The following is a 12,872-nucleotide window of genomic DNA, read 5'->3' on the forward strand; positions in this document are numbered from 1 at the left end:
CGGCCATGAACGGCGTAACGGTCATCGATCATCCGCTCGTGCAGCACAAACTCACCATCATGCGGCGCAAGGAGACGTCGACGGGCAGCTTCCGCCGCCTGTTGCGCGAAATCTCCACGCTCCTGTGTTACGAGGTGACGCGCGATCTCGAGCTGACGATGGCAACCATCGAAACGCCGATGCAGGAGATGCAGTCGCCGATCCTCGAAGGCAAGAAGCTGGTCTTCGTGTCGATCCTGCGCGCCGGCAACGGCCTGCTCGAAGGCATGCTGGAGCTGGTGCCCTCCGCGCGCGTCTCGCATATCGGCATGTATCGCGATCACGACACGCTGCAGCCGGTTGAATACTACTTCAAGGCGCCCGAAGCGCTCGACGAACGCCTGATGATCGTGGTCGATCCAATGCTCGCGACCGGCAACTCCTCGATCGCCGCCATTCACAAGCTGAAGGAACGCGGCGCGACCAACATCCGCTTCCTCTGCCTGCTTGCCGCTCCCGAGGGCATCAAGAACTTCCAGGAAGCTCATCCCGACGTGAAGATCTACACGGCGTCGATCGACAGCCATCTCAACGAGAAGGGCTATATCATGCCCGGTCTCGGCGATGCCGGCGACCGCATGTACGGCACGAAGTAATTAACGAGCCGTTTACCATTTGAAATGTTACATGGGGCCTGGACTATGTTTCCAGGCCTTATCTCCTTCCGCCGTTAGCAACTTTTCAGCAATTGTGGCTTAGCTGCTAAAGATACGGCCGCGCATGATGCACGGTTTATACAGGAAGGATTTCTGTTTCCATGCTCTTGCGTACAGTCATATTCGCAAGCATCGCCGCGGTGCTTGCCACACAGGTTCCTTCCTTCATCGGAAGCACGCCTACGCGCCCGGAAGGCCCGATCTCCGCCAATTTCGTCTCCGGCGCGATCGATCCCACCCCCACGACCGCAATCTCAGGCAATGGCACCAGCATGCGCCTGCAGGCCGATCAACAGGGCCACTACACCGGCGATTTCCGCATCAACGGCAAGTCGGTCTCCGGCCTGATCGACACCGGCGCCACCTATGTCGCGCTGAACGAGACAATGGCCCGCCGCCTCGGCTATACCGCCAACCAGCTCGATTTCCGCTATTCGGTCAATACCGCCAACGGCCAGACCAAGGCCGCGCATGTCATGCTCGACCGCGTCGAGATCGGCGGCATCCGCGTGCGCGATGTCGAGGCTTTCGTCTTGAAGGACGAAGCCCTGTCCTCGACGCTCGTCGGCATGAGCTTCCTGAAGAAGCTCGCCTCCTATGCGGTGGCCGACGGCTCGCTCAGCATGAAGCAGTAGTCAGAAGCGCGATGAAATGACCGGTGGCAGCGCGGGCGCGCTGTCGCTGATCGTGTAGTTCGCCTGAAACGCCGCAGCCGCTATTTCCGCCGCGTCATCGTTCGCCGCGTGCACAAAGGCGATCGGTTCGCCGCGCTCGACGCGCGTGCCGAGCGGCAGGATATCGCTGAACCCCACCCGATGGTCGATCCTGTCATCGGGGTGTCGCCGCCCGCCGCCGAGATCGATCAGGCTCATCCCGATATCCCTGCTGTTGCAGGCCGCAAGCCAGCCGCTTTGCGTGGACACGACAGGGCGAATGGCTGGGGCAGCCGGCAGATAGCTGTCGGGCTTCTCCAGAAGGTCCGACGGCCCGCCCAGCATATGCGCCATGCGCGCGAATATCTCCGCCGCCTTACCAGATGACAGCGCTTCGGCCGCCCGCGCCTCGCCATCCTCCCGCGAGGATGCGACACCTGACTGGACGAGCATCTCGGCCGCGAAGGCGAGAACCACGGTCTCCAGCCTCGTGCCGCTCTTCGCGCCCGCGAGGAACGCGATCGCGTTGCGGATCTCCAGCGCGTTGCCCACCGCATCCGCCAGCGGCTGGTTCATGTCGGTGATGACGGCCGATGTCTTCAGCCCGGCGCCATTCGCAACCTCGACCAGCGACCGCGCCAGCTGCTCGGCCTCCTCGGACGAGGCCATGAAGGCGCCGTTGCCGACCTTCACGTCGAGCACCAGCGTCTGCAGCCCGGCGGCCAGCTTCTTGGACAGGATAGAGGCGGTGATCAGCGGAATGGAATCGACGGTCGCCGTCACGTCGCGCACCGCGTAGAGCTTGCCGTCTGCCGGTGCCAGCGCCGCCGTCTGGCCGATGATGGCGCAGCCCGCCTCGCGCACCACCTTGCGAAACAGCGCGGCGTCGGGCGTAACCGTATAGCCTGGTATGGATTCCAGCTTGTCGAGCGTCCCACCGGTATGGCCGAGCCCGCGCCCCGAGATCATCGGCACTGCCAGCCCACAGGCCGCGGCGATCGGCGCCAGCATCAGCGAGACATTGTCGCCAACGCCGCCGGTCGAATGCTTGTCGGCGATCGGCCGGTCGAGATCGCTCCAGTCGAGCATGTCGCCGGAGCGCGCCATCGCCATGGTCAGCGAAACGGTCTCCTCGCGACGCATTCCCTTGAACCATACGGCCATGGCAAAGGCGCCGATCTGCCCCTCGGAGAGCTTGCCCGCCGCAAGCGATGCGATGAACGCCTGGATATCGTCATCGGACAGCACCGCGCCGTCGCGCTTGCGGCGAATGATCTCCTGCGGGATCATCTCAATAGCTCGCGGCGGTCGCCGGTGCCGATTGCGTGCCTGAGAGAACCGCGAGGATATCATCGAGCACGCCCGAAGCGCCGAAGCGGAAGGTCGATGGCATCGGCCAGTCGGGCGCCATGATCGTCTCGGCGAGGCTCAGATAGAGTGCCGCATCGGCCACCGAGGCAATGCCGCCCGCCGGCTTGAAGCCGACCTTGCGACCGCTCTGGCGAATGGCCCGCAGCATGATGTCGGCGGCCTCTAGCGTCGCGTTGACGGAAACCTTGCCGGTCGAGGTCTTGATGAAGTCGGCGCCCGCCTCGATCGCCAGTTCCGAGGCACGGCGGATCATTGCCGCATCCTTGATCTCGCCGGTCTCGAGGATGACTTTCAGCAGCACCGCGTCACCGCATTCGGCGCGCACGGCGGCCACCATGTCGGTGACGGCCCGGCCGCTACCGGCGATGAACTTGCGATAGGGAATGACGAGATCGATCTCGTCGGCGCCGTCGGCGATTGCCTCGCGCGTTTCAGCCGCCACGTCAGCGACCTCCATATCGCCGGAGGGGAAGTTGACGACGGTGGCGATCTTGATCGGATGCCCGCTGCCGAGGATCGAGCGCGCATGCGACACGAAGCGCGGCCAGATGCAGATCGCGGCGCTATTGCCGTAGGGCGTCTGCGCGCGTGCGCACAGGGCCTCGATCTGCGCTTCCGTGCAGTCGTCCTTGAGGTTGGTGAGATCAAGCAACGACAGCGCCACGGCCGCCGTTTCCTTCAGCGAGTGATTGCTCATGCGTCATTTCCTCCAGCCGCGATCATCTCTTTCAGGATGGCGGCAAGACGGGCACCGCCGATGGGCGCCATCTCCTTGGTTTCGTCGTGGCTCAGTTCCGAACCGGTCATTCCGGCCCCATAGTTGGTGATAACGGAAGCAGCCGCAACCCTCATGTCGAGCATTCGGGCAATGATGACTTCAGGCACGGTCGACATGCCCACGGCATCCGCGCCGAGAATACGGGCCATGCGGATCTCCGCCGGCGTCTCGAAGCTCGGGCCCGAGAACCACATGTAGACGCCCTCAGAAAGCGCTGTCCCGGTCTTCTCCGCCGCCCGCCGCATCGCGTCGGCAAGCTTGGTATCATAGGCATTGGTCATGCCCACGAAGCGGCGGTCGCTTTCCTCGCCGATCAGCGGATTGATGCCGGAATAGTTGATGTGGTCGGTGATCTGCATCACCGATCCCGGCGCCAGATCCTCGCGCAGCGATCCCGCCGAATTCGTCAGGATCAGCGCCTCGACGCCGAGCGCCTTCAACACCTCGATCGGCCGCCGCATGGCGTTGGCGTCGCCCTTCTCGTAGAAATGCACGCGCCCCGACAGCATGATGACGGGCACACCGCCAAGCGTGCCGGCCACCACCTCGCCGGCATGGCCGGAAACCGCGCTGACGGGAAAGCCCGGGACATCCTGATAGGCTATCCGTACCGCATCCTTGAGCTCCGCCACCAGCGAGCCGAGCCCGGAGCCGAGGATCACGCCGTAGCGCGGCGAAGGCCCGCCGAGCCGCGCCTTCAGGAGGTCGAGCGCCGCCTGCATCAGAGTTCGGTCTCGAAGCTGAAGGGCAGCAGCTCGTCCATGGTCATGGTCTTCTGCACGCCGGTTTCGTCGCAGAGATAGATCCGCGTTTCCTTGGAGGCGAATTCCGAGATCTTCTGTCTGCAGCCGCCGCAGGGCGGGCAGAGCGGCAGTTTTTCGGCGATCACGGCCATCTCAACGATCTTCTTCGCCCCGCCCATGATCATGGCGCTGATCGCCGTCGGCTCCGCGCACCAGCCCTGGGGAAAGGAGAGGTTCTCGATATTGGCGCCGGTATAGACCTTGCCGTCCTCGGCGCGGATCGCAGCACCTACGGGGAACTTGGAGTAGGGCGCGTGGGCGAATGCCATGGCGCCGCGGGCGGCTTCGAAGAGGTCGTGGGACATGGTCTTAGCGCTCCTTGACATAGGGTGTGCCGCCGGCCTTCGGCGGGATGGCTTTGCCGATGAAGCCCGCGAGCAGCACGCAGGTGAGGATATAGGGCAGGGCCTGGAAGATCTGCACCGGAACCTCGCCAATCCCCGGGATCGGCTTGCCCTGCATGAAATTCCCAAGCGCATCGAGGAAGCCGAACAGCAGGCAGGCGAACATGACAGGCACCGGCTTCCACTTGGCGAAGACGAGGGCTGCCAGCGCGATATAGCCCTTGCCGGCCGACATGTCCTTGATGAAGGCGGCAGATTGCGCGATCGCCAGATAGGTGCCGGAGAAGCCGCAGAGAATACCGGCGCAGATGACGGCGCGGTAGCGCAGCCAGCTGACCGAGATGCCGGCGGTATCGACCGCACCCGGATTTTCACCGACGGCGCGCAGACGAAGACCGAAGCGCGTGCGGTAGAGGATCCACCAGGAAAGCGGCACCGCCAGGAAAGCGAGGTAGGTGAGCACGTTGTTGCCGGAGATGACGTTGGCATAGAGCGGCCCAAGGATCGGCACCTCGCGCACCGCATCAGCGCCCGGAAGCGTGATTGGCGTAAAGCGCGCGTCGCCGGCCAGCTGCGGCGTGCGCCCGCCCTGGCCGAACCAGGCCTGGCCGAGCACGATGGTGATACCGGCCACGAAGAAGTTGATCGCGACGCCCGAGATAATCTGGTTGCCGCGATTGGTGATCGAGGCAAAGCCGTGCACGAAGCTCAGCGCCACCGAGCATATGATACCGGCGCAAAGCCCCGCCCAGGCGGAATCGGTGAGGTAGGCGACGCAGGCGGCGGCAAAGGCCGAGCCCAGCATCTTGCCCTCGAGCCCGATGTCGAAGACGCCGGCCCGTTCGGAAAACAGGCCAGCCAGCGCCGTGAAGATCAGCGGGATCGACAGGCGGATGGTGGAGCTCAGAACGCTGATGAAGATGTCGTAATATTCCATCGTCGCGCTCCTTACGCCCGCTTAAACTGTTGGTAGAGACGCACCATCGCCGGCCGGTACATATACTCAAGCGCGCCGGCAAACAGGATCACCAGACCCTGGATCACGAGGATCATCTCGCGGGTGATGTTGGGCATCTCGAACGAGATCCAGTCGCCGCCCTGATAGAGGATGCCGAACAGGATGGCCGACAGCACGATGCCGACGGGATGGTTGCGCCCCATCAGCGACACCGCGATGCCGACGAAGCCGGCGCCGCCGACGAACTCGACCTGCAGGCGGGCCGACGAGCCCATCACGGGGTTGAGCGCCATCATCCCCGCAAGCGCGCCCGAAAGCAGCATGGCGATGATGACGATGCGCGCATAGGGAATGCCGGCGTAAGCGGCCGCACTCGGGCTGACGCCGAGCGTGCGCATTTCGAAGCCGAGCTTGGTGCGCCAGATCAGCAGCCAGACGAAGTAAGCCGCCACCAGCGCGATGATGAAGGAGACGTTGAACGGAGCCGCCCCCAGCTTGGCGCCGAAAATGTCCATGATCCAGCCAAGCTTCGGCAGCTGGCCGCCTTCGAGGAAGGTGCGGGTCTCAGGCGCCATCTTGCCCGGCACGATCAGTACGTGCACCAAGAGGTACACCATCAGCGCCGCGCCGATATAGTTGAACATGATCGTGGTGATGACGATATGGCTGCCGCGCTTGGCCTGCAGCCAGGCCGGAATGAAGGCCCAGGCCGCGCCGAACAGACCGGCGCCGATGACGGCCACAGGCATGGTCACATACCACGGCACGAACTTGTCGAGCGCCAGCGCCACCAGCGCACAGCCGAGACCGCCGAGATAGGCCTGGCCCTCGGAGCCGATGTTGAACAGCCCGGCATGGATGGCGACCGCCACCGAAAGGCCGGTGAAGATGAAGCTGGTGGCGTAGTACAGCGTAAAGCCGATGCCTTCGCCGCTCCCGAGCGCGCCTTCGATCAGAAGCTGCAGCGCGCCGATCGGGCTTTCGCCGATCAGCCAGACGACGAAGCCTGATATCAGGAAGGCGGTGAGAAGGTTCAGGATCGGGATGAGGCCGTAGTTGATCCAGCGGGGTAGGGGAGTGGAAGCAGTGCTCATCAAGGCCTCACGCGGCAATGCCGGCCATCATCAGGCCGAGGGTCTGTTCACCGGCATCGGGCGTCTTCTCGCCGACGACATGGCCGGCGAACATGACAAGGATACGGTCTGAAAGGGCGCGGATTTCGTCGAGCTCGACGGAGACGAGCAGGATCGCCTTGCCCGCGTCGCGCATCTCGATGATCCGGCGGTGAATGAATTCGATGGCGCCGATATCGACGCCGCGCGTCGGCTGACCGATGATCAGCGCCGTCGGGTCGCGCTCGATCTCGCGGGCGACGACGATCTTCTGCTGGTTGCCGCCGGAGAAGTTGGCGGTCTTCAGCCGTGGGTTCGGCGGCCGGATGTCGTATTTCTCGATCTTCTCCATCGCGTCCTTGCGGATCGCTTCGAGATCGAGCAGCGGGCCCTTGCTGTATTCAGGCTTGCGGTGATAGCCGAGCACCGAGTTCTCGTATTCCTCGAACTTCAGCACGAGGCCCATATGGTGGCGGTCCTCGGGGATGTGCGCGAGCCCAAGCTCGCGCAGCCGCGCCGGATCGGCCTTGTCGATCGGCTGGCCATCGAGCAGGATCTCACCCGAATGCGGCTTGCGGATGCCCGCGATCGCTTCCAAGAGCTCCGACTGCCCGTTGCCGGCCACACCTGCCACGCCGACGATCTCGCCGCCGCGTACGTCGAACGACACGTTGTCGACCATGACGACACCGCGGTCGTCCTTCACTGTCAGATTGCGCACCGACAGGATGACCTTGCTGGGATTGGCCTCGCCCTTCTGCACGCGAAGCAGCACGCGACGGCCAACCATCAGCTCGGCCAGTTCCTCGACCGTCGTCTCGGCCGTCTTGCGGGTCGCCACCATCTCGCCGCGGCGCATGACCGACACCGTATCGGTGATCGCCATGATCTCGCGCAGCTTGTGGGTGATGAGAATGACCGTCTTGCCCTGGTCGCGCAGCACTTTCAGGATGCGGAACAGATGGTCGGCTTCAGCCGGCGTCAGAACGCCGGTGGGCTCGTCGAGGATCAGGATCTCGGCGCCGCGATACATGGCTTTGAGGATTTCGACGCGCTGCTGCAGGCCGACGGGGAGCTGCTCGATCAGCGCATCCGGGTTGACCTCAAGGCCGTATTCCTTTTCCAGCCGCTTCAGCTCGGCGCGGGCCGATGCCACGCCTCTGGCGAGCAGCGCTCCGCCTTCGGCGCCGAGCATGATGTTCTCGAGCACCGTGAAATTGTCGACCAGCATGAAGTGCTGGTGCACCATGCCGATACCGGTTGCGATCGCCGTCTGGCTGTCCTTGATCGTCACGGCCTGGCCGTTGACCCGGATCTCGCCCTGATCGGCGTGGTAGAAGCCGTAGATGATCGACATCAGCGTCGATTTTCCGGCTCCGTTTTCCCCGATGATGCCGTGGATGGATCCCTTGGCGACAGTGAGGTTGATGTCTTTGTTGGCGTGGACGGCACCGAATTTCTTGTCGATGCCCACAAGTTCGATAGCGGGCGTGTCAGTCACAGCAGGCTCCAGATACGAAAAGGGCGTATGGCGAAAATCAATTCCGCCATACGCCCAATTTCAGGCGCGGATCACTTCGGGCAGGCGTTGTCCGAGGTGTAATCGTGAACCTTGACGGTGCCCGCGATGATGTCTGCCTTGGCCTTTTCGACGGCGGCCAGCATTTCAGGCGTGATCAGCGCCTTGTTGTTGTCGTCGATGGCAGCAGCAACGCCGTCTTCCTTGACGCCGAGCGACTGCACGCCGCCGGTGAACTTGTCGGCCTTGGTGTCGGTGTAGGCGTTGTAGACGGCGAGATCGACGCGCTTGACCATCGAGGTCAGGACCGAACCTGGATGCAGATGGTTCTGGTTCGAATCGACGCCGATCGAGAACTTCTTGTTGTCGGCGGCGGTCTGTAGAACGCCGAGACCGGTTGCACCGGCTGCCGCGTAGATCACGTCGGCGCCCTGGTCGATCTGGTTCTTGGTGAGCTCACCGCCGCGAACCGGGTCGTTCCATGCTGCACCCGTCGTGCCGGTCATGTTCTGGAACACTTCCATCTTGGCGTTGGCGGCGCGCGCGCCCTGCTCGTAGCCGCACTCGAACTTGCGGATCAGCGGGATATCCATGCCGCCGACGAAGCCGACCTTGCCGGTCTTCGATGCCATGCCGGCGAGAACGCCGACGAGGTAGGAACCTTCTTCTTCCTTGTAGACGACCGAACGGACGTTCGGCTTGTCGACAACGGCGTCAACGATGATGAACTTGGTGTCCGGGAATTCTGCGGCAACCTTCTCGATCGCCGAGGTCCAGGCGAAGGATACGGCAACAACCGGGTTGAAGCCGCGGCTGGCGAAGTTGCGGATGGCCTGTTCGCCCTGGGTGTCGCCGGTCGGCTCGAAGTCGCGGTAGGCGATACCGGTTTCCTTCTTGAACTTCTCGGCGCCATTGTAGGCGGCTTCGTTGAACGACTTGTCGAACTTTCCGCCGGTGCCGTAGACCAGTGCCGGCTTGACGTCGGCAGCGAGCGCCGTCGTGGACATGGCAGCCACGGCAAGGACGGTCAGAAGGGATTTTTTCATTGTGCAGCCCTGTTGTTGCTATTTGTTAGGGGTCCTCCCGCAAGCCCGTTTTCAGGCATGTCTGCGGAACACCGACCTCCCCCCGGAGGCCTGGCTTGCCGCATCCTTGCATGGCTCCAATGAAAATTCACGAGAAATTTTTCGGCTGGTAAAAAATCACCGACTTTGCGTAAAAACCTGCCAGCGCAATCGTTTTTTACGCAAAAGCACCGCCAAAATGCGTTTTTTCTAGCCATTTGGTATGCTGCATACGCGTATGGCCGCGCTGGGATTCGTGTCCGCGCTATCCCGCCATGGCCGCTTCACGCTGATTACAGCTACGCCAAGTAGCAGTAAGGCGAACAATGGAAGCCCAAGAACGGAGTGTTCTCTAAGCCGCGAAACGACCGGCCACCGGCGGCTTCTTGTACCCCGCCATCCACAGGAGGAGCGAAAGCACGAGAAACACCGCGAAAGCCGGCTGCATCATCAGCCACTGGAAGGCGATCGTGTAGAAGCGGGGATGGATATAATAGGCGATGGTCGATTGCAGCGCCTCGAAGGAGGATGCGCTCATGTCCTGCCAGGCATCGCCCATCGGCGTGATGACGACGGAGGATGCCGCCACGGACTGGATGCTGTCGATCGTTCCGGCAATCACCGCAACCGCCAGCGCGATCAGGCTCGCCAAACGCAAAAGGAAACGCATTACACTCTCCGCCACCGATCCGCCGGATTTGACACGGCCAGTTGCGCCCATTCTCCAAGACTTAAAGACACTAGTGCCCTGCCGCCGGAACCGCAATGGACCGCATTCCGGCACTTTTGCTGGAAGAAGTCAAAAAACTGTTAGATTTAGGTTGATCCCTGAAAATTCCTCGGTATATATCGCGCCGTTCCAACGATTTGCATCAAGCGATGCGGATCGGCAATCAAGGACAGGTGGCCGAGTGGTTTAAGGCGCACGCCTGGAACGCGTGTGTACGTGAAAGCGTACCGTGGGTTCGAATCCCACCTTGTCCGCCATTTCCTCGGAAATCGATGCTGCTATCTCCGTCTTCCCAACGACGTGTGATCCGTTAGTCAACGCTGGCTTTTTGCGCCTACGCCCAGCACTTCACGCCTCGTGTTGCATTCCGTCAACATGCCCGCGTCGAAGCTCTCAAGCTCTTCTGTATTTCCTTCCGCGAACACAATTTGGTCACCGATGCCCGGCCAGGGAGAGGGATCACAGCTTACCTCTCGCATTGGATACCCTGAAATTGCATAGCCTCTCCATTCTTCGGCCGCTTGTCGCGGCGGCCGGCGTTTCGCTGCTTGCGGCCTGCACGCAGCTTCCCTCCCAACCGGTCGACGTCGCCATGCCCAAGCCGCCGGCCGTCGAGGCCCCGGCACCCGCCGCGGAGGCCGCCGTGTCGCAGCCGGAGCGGCCGGTCGACAAGCCGGATTATCCGCTGATCTATGCAGATCTCGATGACAGCAACTATCGCCTGCCGGCCATCAGCTATGCCGAGGTCGATCCGCGCTACCTGCGCCAGGAGGTCGATTATCATAGCGACGAGCCACCGGGCTCCATCGTCGTCGATACCGAAACCAAGTTCCTCTATTTCATCCTGAAGAACGACCGGGCGGTCCGCTATGGCGTCAGCCTGGGCGCACAGGGCCGCGCCTGGAAGGGGCGGGCGGTGATCCAGTGGAAGCGCAAATGGCCGACCTGGACGCCGACGCCGGCGATGATCGGCCGCAATCCGAAGCTCAGCGAGTGGAAAGAGGGCATGCCGCCGGGGCTCAGCAATCCGCTCGGCGCCCGCGCGCTCTATATATTCCAGGATGGCCAGGACACGCTCTATCGCATCCATGGCTCGCCGGAATGGCGCTCGATCGGCAAGAACGCCTCTTCCGGCTGCGTGCGCATGTTCAACCAGGATATCATCGATCTCTACGACAGGGTCCGCGGCAAGGCGATCCTCGTCGTCAAGTAAGCGGGCGACGGGCGCCCGAACGCGAGGCGCCCGTCTCGCCTGATTGATGGAGATGACGATGCAAGCATGCCATGCCGCCTTGCATCCCCACCAATATGCTGTAAACGCAGCGTCGGAACGCGACTGCCGTTAACTTAAGAACGGGGTCGGGCGGCAGATTGACGTCACGTCGCTGTCACGAGATCACGTGGCCGTTCCCTCATTCCAAACATGACCGTTGCATAACCTGCCTCAGACCAGAACGGCCTGATCGACCAGATCCTCGGTGCCGAAGAACTTCAGATAGCGCTGCACTTCCTCGGGCTCGCCCGTCGCCTTCTGCGGGTTGTCGGAGAGCTTGACGGCCGGGCGGCCGTTGGCGTCGCTGACCTTGCAGACGATCGAGATCGGGTTGAGGCCGGAAATCTCGGTCGGCGCGCAGCCGGCGAAGTCGTTGGTGAGGTTGGTGCCCCAGCCGAAGCTCATGCGCACGCGGCCCTCGAAGTGCTTGTAGGTGTCGATGATCGCATCGACATCCATCCCGTCCGAGAAGATCAGCATCTTCTGCCGGGGATCGCGCCCCATCTTCTTCCACCATTCGATGATCTTCTCGCCGCCTTCGATCGGCGGCGCGCTGTCGGGGCGGAAACCGGTCCAGTCCGCCACCCATTCCGGCGCGTCGCGCAGGAAGGCCGCGGTGCCGAAGGCATCGGGCAGCACGATCAAGAGGTTGCCGCCGTAAAGCTTGTTCCAGTCGCGCAGCACCTTGTAGGGCGCATTGCGCAGTTCGTCGTCGCTCTCGGCAAGGGCGGCCGCCACCATCGGCAGCTCATGGGCGTTGGTGCCGACGGCTTCGAGGTCGTTGTCCATGGCGAGCAGCACGTTGCTGGTGCCGGTAAAGCCGGCGCCGATGCCTTCCTTCAGGGCCTCGACGCACCAGCGCTGCCACAGGAAGCTATGGCGCCGCCGCGTGCCAAAGTCGGAGATGCGCAGGCCCGGCAGTTCGCGCAGCCGCTCGACCTTCTCCCACATGCGCGCCTTGGCGCGGGCATAGAGCACATCGAGCGTGAACGGCCCGAGCGCGCGTAGCGCTGAGCGCGAGCGCAGCTCGTTGATAATAGCGAGTGCCGGAATTTCCCACATCGTGGTCTCTTTCCACGAGCCGTGGAAATCCAGCCTGTACTGTCCGTCGCGCTTCGAAAGCTCGTATTCCGGCAGCTGGAAATGCGACAGCCAGGCCAGGAATTCGGGCTCGAAGATCTGCGCGCGGCCATAGAAGCTGTTACCCGCCAGCCAGATCATCTCTTTCTTGGAGAGCCGGAGCGTGCGCGCATGGTCGAGCTGCGCGCGCAGTTCCCCCTCGTCGATCTCCTCGGCAAGCAGCACGCGCTTGGTGCGGTTGATGACGGTGAAGGTGGCGTTGACGTCGGGATAGAGCTTCCAGATCATCTGCAGCATCAACAGCTTGTAGAAGTCCGTGTCGATCAGGCTGCGGACGATCGGGTCGAGTTTCCAAGCGTGGTTGTAAACGCGCCGTGCAATATCTGTCTTCGCCATCGATTCCACCCTATCCAATCCGGGTGCAGGCGCCGAAAGAGGCGCACGACAACCGGCCTGTGCGCTTTCTTATCGAAAACTGTGCCGGTAATGTCC

At 62.7% G+C, this 12,872-nt stretch carries 13 protein-coding genes and 1 tRNA gene; 4 read left to right on the forward strand and 10 right to left on the reverse strand.

The features are described from left to right. Positions 1-5 precede the first annotated feature (5 nt). Positions 6-635 (forward strand): uracil phosphoribosyltransferase, encoded by a 630-nt coding sequence (gene upp / locus AC1DOG_RS13785; protein ID WP_477928723.1) that lies wholly within the window; start codon positions 6-8, stop codon positions 633-635. Between the two features lie 161 nt (positions 636-796). Further along, the gene (locus AC1DOG_RS13790; RefSeq protein ID WP_477928725.1) at positions 797-1,330 is read left to right on the forward strand and encodes a TIGR02281 family clan AA aspartic protease; all 534 of its coding nucleotides are present in this window, start codon (positions 797-799) and stop codon (positions 1,328-1,330) included. Here the strand turns inward: AC1DOG_RS13790 and deoA are convergent, their stop codons facing one another. The 9 genes from deoA to AC1DOG_RS13835 all read right to left on the reverse strand — a co-directional run bounded on the left by deoA (position 1,331) and on the right by AC1DOG_RS13835 (position 9,967). Then, a complete protein-coding gene (gene deoA / locus AC1DOG_RS13795; RefSeq protein ID WP_477928727.1) occupies positions 1,331-2,638 on the reverse strand; it encodes a thymidine phosphorylase in 1,308 nt (435 codons plus the stop codon). A gap of 1 nt (position 2,639) precedes the next feature. Continuing rightward, the gene (gene deoC, locus AC1DOG_RS13800) at positions 2,640-3,416 is read right to left on the reverse strand and encodes a deoxyribose-phosphate aldolase (protein WP_477928729.1); all 777 of its coding nucleotides are present in this window, start codon (positions 3,414-3,416) and stop codon (positions 2,640-2,642) included. Next, entirely contained in the window at positions 3,413-4,219 is an 807-nt protein-coding gene (locus tag AC1DOG_RS13805; protein ID WP_477928731.1) for a purine-nucleoside phosphorylase, read from the reverse strand. The genes deoC and AC1DOG_RS13805 overlap by 4 nt, the downstream gene beginning before the upstream one ends. After that, positions 4,219-4,605, reverse strand: a complete 387-nt coding sequence (locus AC1DOG_RS13810; protein ID WP_112945163.1) for a cytidine deaminase — start codon at positions 4,603-4,605, stop codon at positions 4,219-4,221. Before AC1DOG_RS13810 ends, AC1DOG_RS13805 begins: the two co-directional genes overlap by 1 nt. Positions 4,606-4,609: 4 nt before the next feature. Then, entirely contained in the window at positions 4,610-5,581 is a 972-nt protein-coding gene (locus AC1DOG_RS13815) for an ABC transporter permease (protein ID WP_111563110.1), read from the reverse strand. Between the two features lie 11 nt (positions 5,582-5,592). Then, entirely contained in the window at positions 5,593-6,696 is a 1,104-nt protein-coding gene (locus AC1DOG_RS13820) for an ABC transporter permease (protein WP_477928734.1), read from the reverse strand. A 7-nt stretch (positions 6,697-6,703) separates the two neighbouring features. Next, a complete protein-coding gene (locus AC1DOG_RS13825; RefSeq protein ID WP_477928736.1) occupies positions 6,704-8,215 on the reverse strand; it encodes an ABC transporter ATP-binding protein in 1,512 nt (503 codons plus the stop codon). Between the two features lie 71 nt (positions 8,216-8,286). Continuing rightward, the gene (locus tag AC1DOG_RS13830) at positions 8,287-9,279 is read right to left on the reverse strand and encodes a BMP family lipoprotein (RefSeq protein WP_018899202.1); all 993 of its coding nucleotides are present in this window, start codon (positions 9,277-9,279) and stop codon (positions 8,287-8,289) included. Positions 9,280-9,649: 370 nt separating this feature from the next. Continuing rightward, a complete protein-coding gene (locus tag AC1DOG_RS13835) occupies positions 9,650-9,967 on the reverse strand; it encodes a hypothetical protein (RefSeq protein WP_018899203.1) in 318 nt (105 codons plus the stop codon). 227 nt (positions 9,968-10,194) lie between these two features. Between AC1DOG_RS13835 and AC1DOG_RS13840 the strand changes: the two genes are divergently transcribed. Both AC1DOG_RS13840 and AC1DOG_RS13845 read left to right on the forward strand, forming a co-directional pair. Beyond that, positions 10,195-10,284: transfer RNA gene (locus AC1DOG_RS13840), tRNA-Ser, on the forward strand. A gap of 236 nt (positions 10,285-10,520) precedes the next feature. Further along, the gene (locus AC1DOG_RS13845) at positions 10,521-11,240 is read left to right on the forward strand and encodes a L,D-transpeptidase (protein WP_477928739.1); all 720 of its coding nucleotides are present in this window, start codon (positions 10,521-10,523) and stop codon (positions 11,238-11,240) included. A gap of 231 nt (positions 11,241-11,471) precedes the next feature. On the opposite strand, the gene pncB is transcribed toward AC1DOG_RS13845, so the two are convergent. After that, positions 11,472-12,776 carry a nicotinate phosphoribosyltransferase gene (gene pncB / locus AC1DOG_RS13850; RefSeq protein ID WP_477928741.1) on the reverse strand — a complete coding sequence of 435 codons (1,305 nt, stop codon included), beginning with the start codon at positions 12,774-12,776 and terminating at the stop codon, positions 11,472-11,474. Positions 12,777-12,872 lie beyond the last annotated feature (96 nt).

The organism is Rhizobium sp. 01N48 (assembly GCF_056399145.1).